The organism is Mesorhizobium dulcispinae, assembly GCF_033977345.1.
GTDB lineage: Bacteria > Pseudomonadota > Alphaproteobacteria > Rhizobiales > Rhizobiaceae > Mesorhizobium > Mesorhizobium dulcispinae.
Window position 1 is genome coordinate 1 of the sequence record NZ_JAVIIY010000037.1, and the last position, 18671, is coordinate 18671.

The window sequence follows — 18671 nt, forward strand, 5'->3', positions numbered from 1 at the left end:
GCGATCCGGGCGAGGAAATCAGCGGTTGAGGGAGCTTGTTCCGACACCCAAACTACATACCCGAAAGAGCTCCGTTACGGAAGCAGAATCGACACAAAATCAATAACAAACGAGCAAAATCAGCCAGCCAGACGCGGCCGATAAGTCTTGCTCGGCCGGCACCAATCGATCCCTTCCAGAAGCAGCGAAAGCTGCGCCTTGGTGAGCGACACGGCGACCTGATCCTTCGTGGCGGGCCAGGCAAAACAGCCATCGGTAAGCCGCTTTGTGAACATGCAGAACCCCTGGTCGTCATGCGCCAAAATTTTTATGATATGACCCTTGCGTCCACGGAAGCAGAAGATCGCGCCACTGTGCGGGTCGAGCGCGAGCACCTGCTGCACCATCCGCGCCAGGCTATTGATCCCGCGGCGCATGTCGGTCGCGCCACAGCACAGGTAAATCCGGTCGGTCGGCACCACCGTGATCACCTGCTCAACTCCCCCAGGACGATGCGCAGGGCTGTCGGATCGACGATCCCGTCGATCCGCAATCGCGCGCCGTTCGGGAAGGCCACCACGATCCTGCCGGCCGGGTCCGGGCAATCGACGGCGGGCCGGTCGACCTCGGGCAGATCGCTCACGTCGATGTGGGCGAAGGTCGCCACCGCCTGATCGGCATCGAGCTCGCCGCCGGCCATCTGCTTGCGCCACGCATAGAGCTGTGACGGAGCTACGCCGAACGCTTGCGCGACCTCGGTCACCGACGACCCCGCCGCGCTCGCAAGGTCGACCAACGCGCGCTTCTCCGCGCAACTCCACAGCCTCCGTTGCCGTACGCGGCCGGGCATCGCTGCACCATCTTCAGCCGCCGCGGCGCCGCTGATCTCGGCGACCACATCGCCCTCTGCATGTTCCAATGTCATGGCGCGAAAGCTCCATGTTCATCGGCCTATTGCAAGGTGCCTTGGTGCAACGCTTACCCTTAATCGAATGGCGGAATTGTTTGGCCCGCCAGTTTTCTCGCCCATAACAAGATCTCTCCGCTGTCGATCAGCCATCGGCTGTTCGTGCGACGAAGTCCATAGCCCAATCGCTTGCGCGTTCAATTCACCTCACGTGATCCACCGCGGGGTTAGTCGCATAGCCGCGCCAAGCGGCTTGCGTCGGATTATTGCACATTTGCGATTAATCGATGCCAAAGAAATGTTGGACGCGCAACAGTCTTTGAAAGAAGCTGTAAGAAACAGCCTCTCAAAAGGAATTATCCATGAACGAAGTCGTTACAAAGCAAGACACGCAAGGGTGCCACATTATCGACAACCAGCGCGAACTGACCACTCGGGCAACAGCGGTGAGTCGCATACTTGAGCCGCATTCGGTCGCAGTCATCGGCGCATCCGCGAGCCCTTCCAAGCGCGGGTACCAGATCATCAAGGCTCTTCAAAAAGCGGGTTATCAGTACCCAATTCTCCCGGTCAACCCGAAGGGAGGTTCGATCCTGGATTTGCCGGCTTTCAAAAGCATCGATGAGCTGCCCGATGGCGTAGACATCGCGGTGATCGTCCGACCCGCGGAGGAAGTACCAGATATTCTTCTCGAGTGCGGTGAAAAGGGCATCGCGGGCGCGGTGGTTGTGGCACACGGGTTCGGCGAGCGGGGAGATAAGGCGGCGGCCACCGAAAAAAGATTGCGCGATGCCTTGGCGGAGAGCGGCGTTAGAATTATCGGACCTAATACGTCAGGAATGCTGAATTGCACCGTGCAAGCGGATCTCATTGGTCTGCCGGAACTGCCGCCAAAAGGGCCTGTGAGCGTCCTCACCCAGAGCGGCAACATGATTCTGACAGTCCTCGAGGACAGCCGCTCGATCAATGGCCCGGGATTCGACGTCATCGCAGGATTAGGCAACCAGGCTGATCTCGGATATGACGAACTGGTGGAAGAGTTGGGCAGGCGCACGAGCACCGGTGCGGTCGCGATTTACAACGAAGGTTTTCTTGACGGGCGGCGCTTCCTTGAGGCGGCGGCGCGAGTTAGTCAGCGATGCCCAATCGTGATGCTCCGCGGTGTACGGTCTGACGAAGGCGGGAAGGCGGCGCTTTCGCACACGGGTTCCATTGCCGGCGCCGACGACATCGCTCTGCGGGTATTGCCTCAGATGGGCGTCTTGCTAGTCGACCGTTCGGACGAGTTGCTGCCGATTGCCTCGCTGCTTGCAACCACGCCTCTCCCCAAATCGCAAAAAGGTATTGCGGTACTGGCTGACGGAGGCGGACATGCGACGCTCGCTGTTGACGCGCTCTCTCGGGCAGGAGTTCCCCTTGCCGTTCTTTCAGAGGACACAAAGACGAAGTTGAGAAAAGTGTTGGGTGAAGAGGCGAGCGTCGCAAACCCGATCGACGTCTATAGCGCCATAGATGCTCATCCAGATGTCTTTCCGGAATGCATCGAAATTCTGGCCTCGGACCCTGAGGTGGGACTCATCCTAACGACCGGAATGTATGGAGCATACTATCTCAGATTTGAAGAGTCCCTTCGGGAAGCAGAGAATCTGGCCGCCGACCGGATCGTGACGTTGCAAAAGGCCACCGGGCTCCCACTCGTGTTTCATAGCTGCTATGCCAATTCTAAGCCAGAGAACCACGACATCCTGCGTAGAGGTGGGATGCAGGTGTTCAACTCGCTAGATTGGGCTGTAACGGGTTCCAAGGCGTTGTTTGAAAGAGCGAACTGGCTTTCTGAACAGGCTAGCCGCAAGAGCACCTTGGTTCCTGAGGTTTCGCAAGTTGCAGTTCCCAGCGGGCTTTCCGCTGAAACGAGCGCCCGCCAGATGTTGCAAAAGCTGGGCGTGGATACTGGTGTTTGGCGAGCCGCTGGCGACGCCGCGTCCGTGGAATCGGTGGTTTCCCAGTTCGCTACGCCTTGCGCAGTGAAGGTCGACTCGGCGGCTGTCGTCCACAAATCAGACGTCGGCGGCGTGCGCCTCAATATCACTGGAGAACTTGCGCAGCGTGCCGCAAACGGAATCGCGGATGCTATGGCGACCCACTCTCCCCCGGTAACGAACTTTGGCTTTATTGTCACGCCGATGGTGAATGGCGGTGCAGAGTTGTTCGCAGGGGCGACAAACGATCCAGTCTTTGGCCCGGTCATCCTGTTCGGCTCTGGGGGTGTGCTCGTCGAGGCAGCGGCTGACGTTAGTTTCCGCGCGGCACCATTTTCTCCAGACGATGCCTTGGAGATGATCGAGGAGACGCGTGTCGCGAAGATTCTCGATGGGTTCAGGAACTATCAAAAAGTAGACAAGCGGTTGCTGGCTGACTTCCTTTCCAAGGTGTCTCACGCCGTAATGAACATGAAAAACCTGTCAGAACTCGACATCAACCCCATCATAGCGAATGAAAGCGGGATCTATCCCGTCGACGTTCGGCTCGTCGGGAAATAAGCCGACCTCGCGGGGGAGTTACCCCCCCCCGACAAGAGATGAGTTGGCGGCGGCCTTTCTGTCGGCCGCCTCTTTCTAAGGCAAGTTTACTGAGAGAAAGGTCCAGCCCGTGTCCACCGGCTGTATATATCAGTCTTTTAGGCGCCGTGTTGGCAATCCCGACGGCGTTTCCGGCACCTGCGCCTATCAGTTTAGGACGGCGGCGGTCGTAGCATCAGCGCGGGAAGCCTCTAATCGCGGTTGGCTTTCGACCGTCAGGTCGAATCTCCAGGGCATAGTCGAATCCGGCGGCGAAGCGGTGCATGAAATGGGCATTGGCTGTCATCGAGGCCACGAACGCGGGTTCGCCCACCTCGCGCCCTTCTGGGAGGAAGTCAGCGACGTGAACGTAATGGCGATAGATCATAGTCTTGGCAGCGACACGTATCCGTGCTCCGGATCGGAGGCCTGATCCGGATGCCAGAGTTCGTTCGAATATTCGAGATGGCACCACGCGATGGTCTTCAGAACGAGAAGCGCCTGGTGCCGCTGTCTGAAAAGGTTCGACTCGTTGACATGTTGTCAGAGTGCGGCCTCCGAAAAATTGAGGCAACCTCCTTCGTGTCGCCGAAATGGGTGCCGCAGATGGCCGATGCAGCCGACGTGATGGCAGGCATCTACCGCAAGGCCGGCGTCGCATATACGGCACTGGTCCCGAACCTCAAGGGCTACGAGGCGGCCCGGGCAGCAGTGGTTAGCGAGGTTGCCGTCTTCGCGTCGGCCTCGGAAACCTTCAGCCGTCGGAATATCAACTGTTCGATCGCTGAAAGCCTAGAACGTTTTCAACCAGTGCTGGCCGCGGCTTCTGCCGATGGGATCCCGGTTCGAGGCTATGTCTCGTGCGTTACCGACTGTCCTTACGAAGGGTCGATATCGCCGGTGGCTGTCGCGAAGATTGCGACCGAACTCCTCAAGATGGGTTGTTATGAGATTTCGCTAGGCGACACCATTGGCCATGGTACGCCGACAACCATCGCAGCGATGCTGGATGCGGTGCTGAAAGAGGTGCCGTCCGAACGCCTTGCGGGACATTACCACGACACGAGAGCACAGGCTCTCGACAACATCTTGGTGAGTTTGGAAAGAGGTCTGCGTACCTTCGATGCCGCGGTCGGTGGTCTTGGTGGTTGCCCCTATGCCCCGGGGGCAAAGGGCAACGTCGACACTCTCGCGGTTGCCACTCTGCTCGCCACCCGGGGATATGAGACGGGTCTGAATTTGAAACACTTGGGCGACGCGGCCGGATTTGCGGTAAGCCTGAGAAGGGAATGATCATGAACTTCGAAACAATCCGCGTTACGACGGATGAATCTGCACTTGCCACGTTAACGTTGGCGCGGCCGGAAAAGCACAACGCAATGTCCGGGCAGATGATCGTCGAAATCGCAGCCGCTGCTGAACTCCTTGCTGGCGATGACACAGTACGAACTGTGGTGTTGACCGGCGAAGGCGACAGTTTCTGTGCTGGTGGAGATCTCAGCTGGATGCGGGCTCAAGCCGCAACGGCGCGTCCCGAGCGAATTGCGGAAGCGAGGAAGCTGGCAATGGCTCTTCGCGCGCTCAATGAATTACCCAAGCCGCTCATAGGCCGCATCAATGGCCAGGCTTTCGGCGGTGGTCTCGGCTTGATAAGTGTTTGCGACGTCGCCGTCGCTGTTGACACAGCAAGGTTCAGCTTCAGCGAGGTCAAGCTTGGCTTGGTTCCTGCTACGATTTCTCCTTATGTGCTGTCACGAATGGGAGAGGGGTATGCACGCCGGGTTTTCATGTCGGGAAAATTATTTGATGCCAACGAGGCTCGCGATCTCGGATTGATTTCGAAAGTCGTGCCGTCCAGTGGCCTTGATGAGGCGATCGAGGCTGAGGTTCGCCCCTATCGCGCAGCATCACCTCAAGCCGTCGCGGCCGCCAAGGGGTTGGCGCGCCGACTTGGCCCGATAATCGACGATGCTGTGATCGATCAGACGATTTCGCTGCTAGCAAATGTGTGGGAAACAACCGATGCCGCAGAGGGAATAGCCGCCTTCTTTGATCGCCGAAAGCCGCGATGGCAGGCGTAAGCCTTACCGTCGTTCCCATTCACAACGATGATTGTTGCGCTGCCGCTGCAGGTTAAGCCGCAGTTATCTCTCGCCTGTCAGAGCCAGTATTCTTTATCCTCTCACAACGGCCGAACCATCACGGGAGTAGAACATGAGAAAGATCTATGAGGACGCGGGCTCGGCTTTACAAGGCTTGCTGTTCGACGGGATGTTCATCGCCGCCGGTGGCTTTGGGCTGTGCGGCATTCCAGAGCTGCTGATCGATGCAATCCGTAAGGCCGGCACCAAGAACCTGACGATCGCGTCGAACAATTGCGGCGTCGATGACTTCGGCCTCGGCGTGCTTTTGAAGACAAAACAGGTCAGGAAGATGATCTCGTCCTATGTCGGGGAGAACGCCGAGTTCATGCGGCAGTATCTGAGCGGCGAACTGGAACTGGAGTTCAACCCACAGGGAACCCTCGCCGAGCGCATGCGGGCAGGGGGCGCTGGTATCGCTGGCTTCTACACCAAGACCGGCGTCGGTACGGTGGTTGCACAGGGCAAAGAGGTGAAGAGCTTCAACGGGGAGTATTACGTGCTGGAGACCGGCATCGTCGCCGACCTGTCGATCGTCAAAGCCTGGAAAGCAGACACGACCGGCAATCTCGTCTTCCGCAAGACAGCCCGGAACTTCAATCCACCGGCCGCTACCTGCGGCAAGATTTGCGTCGCCGAGGTCGAGGAGATCGTACCTGTCGGCAGCTTCGATCCCGATCAGATCCACGTTCCTGGGATTTATGTGCATCGCCTGGTTCAAGGCCAGCACGAAAAACGCATTGAACAGCGCACGACGCGTACGGCCGCTTGAAAGCAGAAGGAGACAGAGATGGCCTGGGATAGGAACCAGATGGCAGCTCGGGCTGCGCGCGAACTGCAAGACGGAACTTACGTCAATCTCGGAATTGGCATTCCGACACTGGTAGCCAACTACATTCCCGAGGGTGTCCAGGTGACACTGCAGTCGGAGAACGGTTTGCTCGGCATCGGCCCATTTCCAACCGAAGACGAAATCGATGCTGACCTCATCAATGCCGGCAAGCAGACGGTGACGGCGCTGCAGCATTCTGCCTTCTTTGACTCGGCCCAAAGCTTCGCGATGATCCGCGGCGGCAAGATCGCCATGGCGATTCTCGGCGCCATGGAAGTGGCTGAAAACGGCGACCTCGCCAATTGGACCATCCCCGGCAAGCTCGTTAAAGGTATGGGCGGGGCGATGGATCTGGTCGCCGGCGTCAAGCGGGTGATTGTGCTCATGGATCACACCAACAAGTCGGGTGAATCCAAGGTGTTGAAGAACTGCACCCTGCCTTTAACAGGAAAAGGGGTTGTGGACCGCATCATCACGAATCTCGCTGTTCTCGACGTTGTCGAAGGTGGTCTGAAGCTGATGGAACTCGCCGCAGGCGTTACCGACAGGCAACTGCGCGAGTCGACCGCCGCCACCATTGTCAACTGAGTCGCGCCTCATCGAACCTTGCCGAACTCACCAACGAACAGCGGAGGAGCTGTTATGACCAAATCCATCGTTATCGCCAGCGCCGTCCGTACCGCGGTCGGATCCTTCAACGGTGCATTCGCCAACACACCGGCGCACGAGCTCGGCGCCGCCGTCATCAAGGGCGTGCTCGAGCGCGCAGGCGTCGAGGCAGGCGAGGTCGACGAGGTGATCCTCGGCCAGGTCCTGCAGGCCGGCGAGGGCCAGAACCCGGCGCGTCAGGCGGCGATGAAGGCGGGTCTTCCGCAGGAGAAAACCGCCTGGGGCATGAACGAGCTCTGCGGTTCCGGTCTTCGTGCCGTGGCGCTCGGCATGCAGCAGATTGCAACCGGTGATGCGGATATCATCGTCGCCGGCGGCATGGAGTCCATGTCGATGGCGCCGCATTGCTCGCATCTTCGTGGTGGCGTGAAGATGGGCGATTTCAAGATGATCGACACGATGATCAAGGACGGTCTGACCGACGCCTTCTACGGCTATCACATGGGCATCACCGCCGAAAACGTCGCCCGCCAGTGGCAGCTCAGCCGCGAAGAGCAGGACACCTTCGCGCTCGCCTCGCAGAACAAGGCCGAAGCGGCCCAGAAGGCCGGGCGGTTCGCCGACGAGATCATTCCCTTCATCGTCAAAGGCCGCAAGGGCGACGTCACCGTCGACCAGGACGAATATATCCGCCATGGCGCAACGCTCGACCAGATGACGAAGCTGCGTCCGGCCTTCGACAAGGAAGGCACGGTCACCGCCGGCAACGCCTCCGGCCTCAATGACGGCGCCGCCGCCACCCTGCTGATGACCGAAGCGCAGGCTTCAAAGCGCGGCATCCAGCCGCTCGCCCGTATCGTGTCCTGGGCAACGGCCGGCGTCGATCCGCAGGTCATGGGTACGGGCCCGATCCCGGCTTCGCGCAAGGCGCTGGCGAGGGCCGGCTGGGCGATCGGCGACGTCGAACTGGTCGAAGCCAACGAGGCTTTCGCCGCCCAGGCCTGCGCGGTCAACAAGGACGTCGGCTGGGATCCCTCGATCGTCAACGTCAACGGTGGAGCGATCGCCATCGGCCATCCGATCGGCGCGTCCGGCGCCCGCGTGCTCAACACGCTGCTCTTCGAAATGAAGCGCCGCGGCGTTTTCAAGGGGCTTGCAACGCTCTGCATCGGCGGCGGCATGGGCATCGCTATATGCGTGGAAGCCATGTGAGGGAAGGGCAGTGTCATGACCGGCGCCGAGTATCGTCTCTGCAACGTATCGTTTGACCGCACAATCCGCGGCAAGGATACTCGTATCGAGCGTGAACTAGCGCTCGCCGTTATTGACCTCCTTGAAAGCAACAGTTTCATCCCGATAGGCCACGCCGGTGGACCCTACCGTCTCAGGATCGAAACAGCAGATGGGCGCTTGGCGCTGCATATCGCTGACGATGGCGGGAGGCATGTCGTAAGCCACTACCTGTCGATGACACCCTTCCGGCGGTTGCTCAGAGACTATAACCGCATTTGCGAAAGCTACTATGATTCTATGTGTCGCCCTGGTTTCGAAAGGCTGCAGGCGATCGATATGGGGCGGCGTGGCATCCACAACGAAGCGGCCGAGCTTTTGAGAAGACGTCTCGCAGCCAAGGTCAACATCGACCAAGATACCGCCCGCCATCTCTTCACCCTGATCTACGCTCTGATCATGCGCAATACGGATCATCGCATTCTGCTCAGCTGAACCCGCGCTGCCCTAATCGGAAACATCCCCTTATCGGGGTCGGTACCAGCCGATCCTTATTCGTGTGGATCGTCCACGCGAAGGCATGTGGACGCGTCAGCCTCGTTTTTATTGCGGAAGTGTCTCAATTCGCTGACGTTAAGCTGCGGCCAATTCAGCACTCGCGGTAGTCGAACTCATCGCCTACGCCCCGAGGGAAAAACGCCTGTCGCCGTTTGCGAATCTTCATGGTGTTGCAATTGCATTTGCTCTTAAATTGCATTCAACTGTGGCTCGGTAGCAGTGCATTCGCTTATGCGTCTCGATCCGCACACATCCACTGCCCTACGAGAGAGGATTTATTCTTTACAAAAGCAACTTGCGGCGGCCAATGACACTCATTCACCAAATTTCGACTTTTTCTGCTCAAGATTACACAAGCCTCTGTCAGGCGGCGCCTGAGTGCCCGAGAGAATAGCATTGTTGAAGTTCAAGGGACTTTGACGATTAGCGCTCCGTCATCCTTACGCAGTCCCGGTGTGGCTCGCCGATGTACAATTGGCGCGGACGGCCGATGCGCTGTTCGGGATCCTCAATCATTTCGTTCCACTGCGCGATCCAGCCGACGGTGCGGGCGAGCGCGAAGAGTACGGTGAACATGGTGGTGGGGAAGCCCATCGCCTTCAGCGTGATGCCCGAGTAGAAGTCGATGTTCGGATAGAGCTTCTTCTCGATGAAGTATTCGTCGGTAAGCGCGATACGCTCCAGCTCCATGGCAACCTGCAGAAGCGGATCGTCCTTATGGCCGAGTTCGCCGAGAACTTCATGCGTGGTCTTCTGCATGATCTTGGCGCGCGGATCGTAGTTCTTGTAGACGCGGTGACCGAAGCCCATCAGGCGGAACGGATCGTTCTTGTCCTTGGCGCGGGCGATATATTCCGGAATACGGTCAGCCGAGCCGATTTCCTGCAGCATGTTGAGCGCTGCTTCGTTGGCGCCGCCGTGAGCCGGGCCCCAGAGGCAGGCGATGCCAGCCGCGATGCAGGCGAACGGGTTGGCGCCCGACGAGCCTGCGAGGCGGACGGTCGAGGTCGATGCGTTCTGCTCGTGGTCGGCGTGCAGAATGAAGATACGGTCCATGGCCCGCGAGAGCACCGGATTAACGACATATTCTTCGCAGGGAACGGCGAAGCACATGCGCAGGAAGTTCGACGCGTAGTCGAGATCGTTCTTTGGGTAAACGAAGGGCTGGCCGATATGATACTTGTACGCCATGGCGGCAAGCGTCGGCATCTTGGCGATCATGCGCAGGCTGGCGACTATGCGCTGGTGCGGATCGGTGATGTCGGTCGAGTCGTGATAGAAGGCCGACAGCGCGCCGACGCAGCCGCACATGACGGCCATTGGATGCGCATCGCGGCGGAAGCCGGTGAAGAAGCGGCTCATCTGCTCATGCACCATGGTGTGGTGCGTGACGCGATAGTCGAAGTCCTTCTTCTGCGCGGCCGTCGGCAATTCACCGTAGAGAAGCAGGTAGCAGACCTCAAGGAAATCGCCATGCTCGGCGAGCTGCTCGATCGGATACCCGCGATGCAGCAGCACGCCTTCGTCGCCGTCGATAAAGGTGATCTTGGACTCGCAGGATGCCGTCGAGGTGAAGCCCGGATCATAGGTAAACATCTTCGTCTGCCTGTAGATCGAACCAATATCGACGACATTCGGGCCGACCGATCCTGCTCGAACCTTCAACTCGACGCTCTGGCCGTCAACTTCTACAAGCGCGTTCTTATGATGCATAATTTCTTCCAAGTTGGCGGCGCGACAGCTGCGTTTTGTCGGCTTTCGAAGGAGTTCATCTGTTGGGTAAATGGCATTTCGGCAGCCATTGCCGTCACTTCGCCTTTGCGAAACAGGGACAATGTCGTTGCGCAAATTCCATCTTACGAAATGCGGCTCAGGCGGTGATAAAGGTTCGAGTATTTCAACACTTCAGGCTTGTCCTTGATTTCCTGTAGGTAATGGCTGATCGCGACTCGGATGAGCTCGAAATCCTCCTGCGAAAACACCGCCCGAGTACGCTCAGATTGACTTGATTGGCTCTTGTCTTTTTCTTCCGGCATAGTTTCCTCCATTGAGGAGAGGGGAGCTACGGCGCCCCCGCTCTGAGGATCTAAATGACTTAGGCGGCGAACTGATTCATGGTGTTGTGGGCGCCACCTGCCTTCAGGGCTGCCTCTCCGGCGAAGTAGTCCTTATGATCGTCGCCCATGTCGGAGCCAGCCATGTTCTGGTGCTTAACGCAGGCGATCCCCTGGCGGATTTCCTGCCTCTGCACATTGGCGACATAGCCGAGCATGCCCTGATCGCCGAAATACTCTTTGGCCAGATTGTCGGTCGAAAGTGCTGCGGTGTGATAGGTCGGCAGCGTGATCAGGTGATGGAAGATGCCGGCGCGCTTGGACGCGTCGCGCTGGAAGGTTCTGATCTTTTCGTCGGCCTCGTGCGCCAGATCACTGCCATCATACTGCTCGCTCATGAGCTTCGCCCTGTCAAAGCCGGAGACGTCTTTGCCTTCCTTCTGCCAGGCATCGAAAACCTGCTGACGGAAATTCAGGGTCCAGTTGAAGGAGGGCGAATTGTTATAAACCAGCTTGGCGTTTGGGATGACCTCTTTGATGCGGTCCATCATGCTGGCGATCTGTTCGACATGCGGCTTTTCGGTTTCGATCCACAAAAGATCCGCGCCATTGTTTAACGCATTGATGCAGTCGAGAACGCAACGATCCGCACCGGTGCCGTCGCGGAACTGGAAAAGGTTGGAACGGAGACGCTTGGGCCGCAGGACCTTTGAGCCCCGGGTAATCAAGATATCGCCGCTTGCCGGCTGCTGGCCGGTGACGTCATCGCAATCGAGATACGAGTTGTAGAGGTCGCCGATGTCGCCGTCACTGACGCTGAAGGCGATCTGCTTGGTGAGACCGGCGCCGAGTGAATCCGTGCGGGCGACGATGATGCCGTCATCGATGCCAAGCTCAAGAAACGCGTAGCGGCACGCGCGGATCTTGGCGACGAACTCTTCGTGTGGGATGGTGACCTTGCCGTCCTGATGACCGCATTGCTTTTCGTCAGAGACCTGGTTCTCGATCTGCAGCGCGCAGGCGCCGGCCTCGATCATTTTTTTGGCCAGCAGGTAGGTTGCTTCGGCATTTCCGAAGCCCGCATCGATGTCGGCGATGATGGGCACGACATGTGTCTGGTAATTGTCAACTGCCTGCAACAGCTGCTGCTCGCGCGCCTGGTCACCTTCAGCCCGCGCCTTGTCGATGTCACGGAACAGCATACCAAGTTCACGCGCATCGGCCTGGCGCAGGAACGTGTAGAGTTCCTCGACTAGCGCCGGCACGCTTGTCTTCTCATGCATGGACTGATCGGGAAGCGGACCGAATTGCGAGCGCAGTGCTGCGACCATCCAACCTGAAAGATAGAGATATCGCCGCTCTGTCGTACCGAAGTGCTTCTTGATCGAGATGACCTTCTGCTGGGCAATAAAGCCGTGCCAGCAACCGAGCGACTGCGTGTATTGGCTCGGATCCTTGTCGTAGGACGCCATATCGCGGCGCATAATGGAAGCAGTGTAGTGCGCAATGTCGAGGCCGGTCTTGAACCGGTTCTGGATCCGCATGCGGGCGACGGCCTCGGCCGTCAGTCCGGTCCATTCGGCTTTCCTGGCGATGAGGCTCTGGGCTTCTTGAAGATAGTTGGCATACGACATGGTATTCTCCCGCTGCGTTTGGCGCACTGCAATAACGGGCGCCGAGGGAAAGCTGGAGACCTTTCGGTGTTACGCTGTGAAACTTTACAAAGCGTTTCTGTAATGCTGTAAGGAATGTATGGAAAAGAACGGCGTTTACCTCGGCCCGCGCCTTAGGCGATTGCGAAAGGATCTCGGCCTCACCCAAGCGATGATGGCATCCGATCTCGAAGTGTCGCCTTCCTATGTCGCATTGATGGAGGGCAACCAGCGGCCGGTCACTGCCGAAATCCTGCTTCGCCTGGCCAAGACCTACAAGATCGACATGTCGACCTTGGCCGACGACAGCCGGCCCGAACTCATCGCGCGACTACAGTCGACTATTAAGGATCCGATTTTCGCTGATATTGACATGTCTCCGTTGGAGGTTGTCGACGTGCTCAGCAGCTTTCCGGGTTTTGTGGAAGCCATGCTCCGTCTTTATACCACCTACAAGGAGGAGCAGCTCGTCCTTGCCGACCAAAGGCAGCTCGCATTTGACAAAGGATTGGATGAGGCCGCGGATCCGGTGTCTGAGGTGCGCCGGTTCCTGGTCGCTCGACGAAATTGCTTTCCGAGCCTCGATATTGCTGCCGAAAAACTGGCCGCGGCTGTGGCGGAGTCGGGGAGTCTCGCAGCCTATCTCATGCAGCGGCATCATCTACGGGTCAGGCGGATACCAACAGAGATCATGCCGGGCTCCGTGCGCCGGTTGGATCGGCACAGGCGCGAGGTGCTTCTTGACGACGCCTTGGACATTGCAAGCCAGAATTTTCAGCTTGCCCAGCAACTCGCCTATCTCGAGTTCGACGACGACATTGCGTCGTTGGTGCAGGAGGGAAACCTGACGACCGAAAACGCGCGGCGGCTAGGTCATCGCGCCCTTGCTGGATATTTCGCAGCCGCGGTCGTCATGCCATACACCCGATTTGCAAAGGCAGTCGAAGCGCGCCGCTACGACGTCGAGGCGCTCGCGCGGCAGTTCGGAACGAGCTTCGAGCAAACGGCTCATCGCCTGACGACTCTTCAAAAGCCAGGACAGGAGCGAATTCCATTCTTCTTCATCCGGGTGGATGCCGCGGGCAACGTTTCCAAGCGTCTCGACAGTGCGAACTTTCCCTTCGCGCGGCATGGCGGCGGGTGTCCGTTATGGACCCTGCACCAAGTGTTTTCGTCGAAGCGGACGGTGGTAACCCAGTGGCTGGACCTGCCGGATGGCCAACGGTTCTTCTCGATTGCGCGAACCGTAAGCTCAGGGGGAGGGGCATTCGGAGTTCCGAGGGTGGACCGGGCCGTGGCGCTGGTCTGTGATGCGAGCCATGCCGAGCGGCTCATATATTTTCAACATTATTCCCAGCCAATTGTACCGACGCCAATCGGCATTACCTGCCGACTTTGCCAGCGCGAAGGTTGCACCTCCCGGTCCGAGCCTCCAATCGGCCGACAAATTATGCCCGACCACTACCGCCGCACTGACGCTCCATTTGGGTTTTCCGCCTAAACACTCGCATGCAAAGTGCAGAGGGGAGAAAGTTCAAGCCGGTCACTCGGCCTTGAGGATTTGCGGCAAGAGACCGCGCACAAATTGTGAATGCCTGCGAAGCCTGGAAGCGACCGGCGAGGGGTCATTTGGTGCAACGTTTCAATCCGAATTGCTAAGCGATCTTAATAGTCGCTGTCGTCTTTCCAGATTCCACTCTGCAGCGCGAATAGCTGCGCGTTTCAAATTCAGAGAGATTATGATCCTTTTGTTTCAATATGGGGCCCACAATCCAGTGTATCGCTGCGAAACAGCATCTATAAATTGGTTGTTCAACAGGCTGTACGGGAGAGATCGGTCTGGAGCCGGCGCCGACGGAGCAACCCCCCAAGGAAACTCTCAGGCACAAGTGACCGTACAGTAGGACAATCTGGAGAGAGGCGCTAATGCGCCCACCGAAGGGGAAAGCCCGGCCAGTCGTCGGACTAAGCTCTCAGGTAAAGGAGACAGATTTGGGGATGCCGCAGGTCGGTCGGCTTGCACCCACTGTTCTTTCTGGAGATCCAAATGACGAAGATAGTTGTGATTGGCGCCGGCATCACTGGCGTCTCGACTGCCTATGCCCTTTTGAGCCAAGGCTATGATGTAACTGTCCTTGAGCGCCAACGCTACGCGGCGATGGAGACTTCGTTCGCAAATGGTGGGCAGTTGTCAGCGAGTAACGCTGAGGTTTGGAATCACTGGTCGACAGTGATCAAAGGCATCAAGTGGATGCTCAAGGCAGACGCTCCGCTGCTGATGAATCCTGCGCCGAACTGGCATAAGTACAGTTGGCTAGCCGAATTCGTGTCAAATATAGCGAAGTACCGCGACAACACCATTGCGACTACGCGACTGGCGATCGCCGCTCGGAAGCATATGTTTGAGATCGCGGATCGCGAAGGCATCGACTTCGATCACGTGGCGCGCGGCATTCTACATATTTACTGGGACAAGGCAGGTTTCGATCATGCGGCGAAAGTGAATGGCATGCTCAACGAGGGTGGGCTCGATCGGCGGCCAGTGACGCCAGAAGAGATCGCGTCTATCGAGCCTGTATTGCATGGAAAATTTTACGGCGGCTTTTTCGCGCCGTCGGATTCGACGGGCGACATTCACAAATATAGCACCGGTCTTGCTAGAGCGTGCGAGAGGTTGGGGGGAATTTTTGAATACGACGCGCTGGTTGATCGTATCGATCGCCGCGACCGCTTCCGTTTGTCGTACGCGGCTCACAACGGAGCGGAAAAGGCAGTCGAGCAGGTCCTGGAGGCCGATGGTATTGTCGTCTGTGCGGGCTCTGCAAGCCGTCAATTCGCGGCAATGCTCGGCGATCGCCTGAACATCTATCCGGTCAAAGGGTATTCGATAACGGTTAACCTTGAGGATGAGCGCGCCCAGTCGGCCGCGCCTTGGGTCAGTTTGCTTGATGACCGGGCGAAGATCGTTACCAGCCGACTTGGTGATAGCCGCCTGCGCGTTGCGGGCACGGCTGAATTCAACGGCTACAACCGCGACATCCGAGATGATCGGATCAGGCCTTTGGTTGACTGGACCCGCGAACTGTTCCCGGGAGTAAACACGAACCGGGTCGTTCCGTGGGCCGGTTTGCGCCCAATGATGCCGAATATGATGCCCCGCGTTGGCAAGGGACGCGCGCCGGGCGTCTATTACAACACGGGACATGGACATCTCGGCTGGACCTTGTCCGCTGGCACGTCCGCCGTTCTGGCAGAGATCGTAGCAGAGACCCTTCCGGTGAGATCCCGCCGTGCCGCGTAACATGGAGCGAAACATGAAAGGCGCATTTCGCTCGCCCGTCGTTGAAGCTGAAGGGCTGGTCATCGCTCGGGAATTGTATGATTTCATTTGCGACGAGGCACTGCCGGGCACCGGCATTGAGAACGCAAGATTCTGGGCCAACTTTTCGGCTATCATTCAGGATTTGACACCGAAAAATCGAGTACTTCTCGCCAGGCGCGACGAGTTCCAAGCAAAACTGGACGGCTGGTATCGCGAGCACGGTGCGCCGGTCGACATACAAGGCTATGAAACTTTTCTGCGTGACATCGGTTACCTCTCGCCGGAGGGGCCGGATTTCTCCGTCTCGACAGCCAATGTCGACGCCGAGATCGCGACGATCGCCGGACCGCAGCTCGTCGTGCCGGTGATGAATGCCCGCTATGCTCTGAATGCCGCCAATGCCCGCTGGGGCTCGCTCTATGACGCCCTTTACGGCGCCGATGCCATTCCGGAGACGGACGGGGCCGAACGTGGCAAGGGCTACAACCCAAAGCGCGGAACCAAGGTCATTGCCTGGGCGCGCGAATTGCTCGACGCGAGTGTGCCGCTCGCTTCCGGCCGCTGGAGCGATGCAAAGTCTTTTTCCGTCGACGGATCCGCACTGGCGGTCACGCTGATGAGCGGAGCGAAAACCGCGATCGCCGATCCCGCCCAACTTGCGGGCTATGTCGGCAATGCCGCGGCGCCCTCCGAAATCATCCTCAGCCGCAACGGTCTCCATGTTGTCGTCGTCCTCGACGCGACGACACCGATCGGCATGGCCGATGCGGCCGGCATCTCCGACGTCCTCCTGGAATCGGCGATCACGGCAATCATGGACTGCGAGGATTCGATCGCCGCCGTCGATGCGGCGGACAAGGTCGTCGTCTACCGCAACTGGCTCGGCCTGATGAAGGGCGACCTCGAGGAGGAGGTCGCCAAAGGCGGCCGTACCTTCACCCGCAAGCTAAATCCAGACCGCGCTTTCAAGGCTCCGAACGGCACGGCGCTGGCGCTTCCCGGTCGTTCGCTAATGCTGGTGCGCAACGTCGGCCACCTGATGACCAATCCGGCGATCCTCGACAGCGACGGCAAGGAAGTGCCGGAGGGCATCATGGACGCCATGGTCACGGCGCTGATCGCCTTGCACGATATCGGTCAGGGTGGCCGTCGCATGAACTCCCGCGAGGGATCGATGTATGTCGTCAAGCCGAAGATGCACGGCCCCGAAGAAGTCGCCTTCGCTTGCGAGATTTTCACGCGTGTGGAAAAGGCCCTCGGCATGCGCGCCAATACTACGAAGATGGGCATCATGGACGAGGAGCGCCGCACGACGGTCAATCTCAAGGAATGCATCCGTGCTGCCCGCGAGCGTGTCGTATTCATTAATACCGGCTTCCTCGACCGCACCGGCGACGAGATCCATACCTCGATGGAAGCCGGCCCGATGATTCGTAAGGGCGACCTGCGCCAGGCGGCCTGGATCTCGGCCTATGAAAACTGGAACGTCGATATCGGCCTCGAATGCGGGCTCTCCGGCCATGCGCAGATCGGCAAGGGCATGTGGGCAATGCCCGATCTGATGGCGGCGATGCTGGAGCAGAAAATCGCCCACCCGAAGGCAGGCGCCAACACCGCATGGGTCCCGTCGCCGACTGCCGCGACGCTGCATGCGACGCACTACCATCGTGTCAAAGTTGCTGACGTTCAGGCAAGCCTGAAGAGCCGCACCCGCGCAAAGCTCTCCGACATCCTGTCGGTGCCCGTCGCGGTTCGTCCGAACTGGACGCAGGAAGAAATTCAGCGCGAGCTCGACAACAACGCTCAAGGCATCCTCGGCTACGTCGTGCACTGGGTCGATCAGGGCGTCGGCTGTTCGAAAGTGCCCGACATCAACGATGTCTGCCTGATGGAAGACCGTGCAACCTTGCGCATCTCCTCACAGCACGTGGCCAACTGGCTGCATCACGGCATAGTCAGTGAAGCGCATGTCGTCGAGACCATGAAGCGCATGGCGGCGATCGTCGACCGTCAGAATGCCGGCGATCCGAACTACCAGCAGATGGCCGGCCGCTTCGACGAATCGATCGCTTTCCAGGCCGCGCTGGACCTAGTGCTCAAAGGCCGCGAGCAGCCGAACGGTTATACGGAGCCGGTGCTGCATCGTCACCGGCTCGTTGCAAAATCAAAAGGAGAATGGAATGGACAGGCTTAACCTCGACTGCGCTAACGCGTCGATAGAGAAATCCTTTTCTTTTGCAGCGGAGAAAGGTTTCAAACCGCTGAGCGTCGCCGTGCTCGACGCCGGCGGGCATTTGCTTGCGTTTCAGAAACAGGACGGCGCGTCGATGCTCCGCTTCGAGATCGCCTTTAGCAAAGCTTGCGGTGCTCTGACGGTAGGCTTCGGCTCACGTTGGCTTGAAAAAAGCGCGTTGGAACGCCCCATTTTATCGCCGGCCTGACCGCGGCATCAGGCGGCAAAGTGGTGCCGGTTCCGGGCGGTGTTCTCATACGCAACCGCCGTAATGAGGTAATCGGCGCTGTAGGCATCACCGGCGACACGTCCGACAACGATGAGGCCGCAGCTATAGCGGCGATCGAAGCTAATGACCTCACTGCGCAAGCCAATTAGACACCCTTTGACCAGCGAGGTTCATGTCCATAGAATGCAATTTAATCACTATTGCTTAAATGATCCCGGTCGCCAAGTTTGGCCGGGATGGCGACGACCGTGCCAATAGCGGGCCTTCGGTGGCATCGGCCTCGATGTGCTCTCACACTTCACTAGCCCGTCTTATGCACGACGATGGGCCTTTGAGGCTGGCGGATGTAGCTTAAGCGATCGATTTG

15 protein-coding genes, 1 pseudogene and 1 riboswitch are annotated in these 18671 nt (G+C 58.6%); of the genes and pseudogenes, 11 read left to right on the top strand and 5 right to left on the bottom strand.

Annotated features, from left to right (window positions below):
• Nucleotides 1–119 precede the first annotated feature (119 nt).
• Both tnpB and tnpA read right to left on the bottom strand, forming a co-directional pair.
• The gene (gene tnpB / locus RFN30_RS31660; protein WP_320265891.1) at nucleotides 120–470 is read right to left on the bottom strand and encodes an IS66 family insertion sequence element accessory protein TnpB; all 351 of its coding nucleotides are present in this window, start codon (nucleotides 468–470) and stop codon (nucleotides 120–122) included.
• The gene (tnpA, locus tag RFN30_RS31665; protein WP_320265892.1) at nucleotides 467–904 is read right to left on the bottom strand and encodes an IS66-like element accessory protein TnpA; all 438 of its coding nucleotides are present in this window, start codon (nucleotides 902–904) and stop codon (nucleotides 467–469) included. The genes tnpB and tnpA overlap by 4 nt, the downstream gene beginning before the upstream one ends.
• Nucleotides 905–1248: 344 nt before the next feature.
• Here tnpA and RFN30_RS31670 point away from each other — a divergent pair, with 344 nt between their 5' ends.
• From RFN30_RS31670 to RFN30_RS31700, 7 genes are all read left to right on the top strand, one after another.
• Nucleotides 1249–3426 (top strand): acetate--CoA ligase family protein, encoded by a 2178-nt coding sequence (locus RFN30_RS31670; RefSeq protein ID WP_320265893.1) that lies wholly within the window; start codon nucleotides 1249–1251, stop codon nucleotides 3424–3426.
• A gap of 456 nt (nucleotides 3427–3882) precedes the next feature.
• Complete coding sequence (locus RFN30_RS31675) at nucleotides 3883–4737, top strand: hydroxymethylglutaryl-CoA lyase (RefSeq protein WP_320265894.1); 855 nt, start codon at nucleotides 3883–3885, stop codon at nucleotides 4735–4737.
• Nucleotides 4737–5525, top strand: coding sequence for a crotonase/enoyl-CoA hydratase family protein (locus tag RFN30_RS31680; protein WP_320265905.1), 789 nt, complete (start codon nucleotides 4737–4739; stop codon nucleotides 5523–5525). Before RFN30_RS31675 ends, RFN30_RS31680 begins: the two co-directional genes overlap by 1 nt.
• Before the next feature lie 133 nt (nucleotides 5526–5658).
• Nucleotides 5659–6357, top strand: coding sequence for a CoA transferase subunit A (locus tag RFN30_RS31685; RefSeq protein WP_320265895.1), 699 nt, complete (start codon nucleotides 5659–5661; stop codon nucleotides 6355–6357).
• 18 nt (nucleotides 6358–6375) lie between these two features.
• Nucleotides 6376–7005 (top strand): CoA transferase subunit B, encoded by a 630-nt coding sequence (locus RFN30_RS31690; protein WP_320265896.1) that lies wholly within the window; start codon nucleotides 6376–6378, stop codon nucleotides 7003–7005.
• A gap of 54 nt (nucleotides 7006–7059) precedes the next feature.
• Entirely contained in the window at nucleotides 7060–8238 is a 1179-nt protein-coding gene (locus RFN30_RS31695) for an acetyl-CoA C-acetyltransferase (protein ID WP_320265897.1), read from the top strand.
• A 15-nt stretch (nucleotides 8239–8253) separates the two neighbouring features.
• Nucleotides 8254–8751, top strand: coding sequence for a UPF0262 family protein (locus RFN30_RS31700; RefSeq protein ID WP_320265898.1), 498 nt, complete (start codon nucleotides 8254–8256; stop codon nucleotides 8749–8751).
• Between the two features lie 486 nt (nucleotides 8752–9237).
• On the opposite strand, the gene gltA is transcribed toward RFN30_RS31700, so the two are convergent.
• The 3 genes from gltA to RFN30_RS31715 form a co-directional block, all read right to left on the bottom strand.
• A complete protein-coding gene (gene gltA / locus RFN30_RS31705; RefSeq protein WP_320265899.1) occupies nucleotides 9238–10527 on the bottom strand; it encodes a citrate synthase in 1290 nt (429 codons plus the stop codon).
• Nucleotides 10528–10670: 143 nt separating this feature from the next.
• Nucleotides 10671–10850, bottom strand: a complete 180-nt coding sequence (locus RFN30_RS31710; RefSeq protein ID WP_320265900.1) for a hypothetical protein — start codon at nucleotides 10848–10850, stop codon at nucleotides 10671–10673.
• 59 nt (nucleotides 10851–10909) lie between these two features.
• A complete protein-coding gene (locus tag RFN30_RS31715; protein WP_320265901.1) occupies nucleotides 10910–12502 on the bottom strand; it encodes an isocitrate lyase in 1593 nt (530 codons plus the stop codon).
• A 118-nt stretch (nucleotides 12503–12620) separates the two neighbouring features.
• Here RFN30_RS31715 and RFN30_RS31720 point away from each other — a divergent pair, with 118 nt between their 5' ends.
• From RFN30_RS31720 to RFN30_RS31735, 4 genes and pseudogenes are all read left to right on the top strand, one after another.
• Nucleotides 12621–14021 (top strand): helix-turn-helix domain-containing protein, encoded by a 1401-nt coding sequence (locus RFN30_RS31720; protein WP_320265902.1) that lies wholly within the window; start codon nucleotides 12621–12623, stop codon nucleotides 14019–14021.
• Between the two features lie 314 nt (nucleotides 14022–14335).
• Nucleotides 14336–14426, top strand: a riboswitch (glycine riboswitch).
• Nucleotides 14427–14567: 141 nt separating this feature from the next.
• The gene (locus RFN30_RS31725) at nucleotides 14568–15821 is read left to right on the top strand and encodes a D-amino acid dehydrogenase (protein WP_320265903.1); all 1254 of its coding nucleotides are present in this window, start codon (nucleotides 14568–14570) and stop codon (nucleotides 15819–15821) included.
• Nucleotides 15822–15834: 13 nt separating this feature from the next.
• On the top strand, nucleotides 15835–18036 hold the full coding sequence (locus RFN30_RS31730) for a malate synthase G (RefSeq protein WP_320265904.1): 2202 nt from the start codon (nucleotides 15835–15837) through the stop codon (nucleotides 18034–18036).
• Nucleotides 18023–18453 (top strand): annotated as a pseudogene (locus tag RFN30_RS31735) (GlcG/HbpS family heme-binding protein). The gene RFN30_RS31730 and the pseudogene RFN30_RS31735 overlap by 14 nt, the downstream one beginning before the upstream one ends.
• Nucleotides 18454–18671 lie beyond the last annotated feature (218 nt).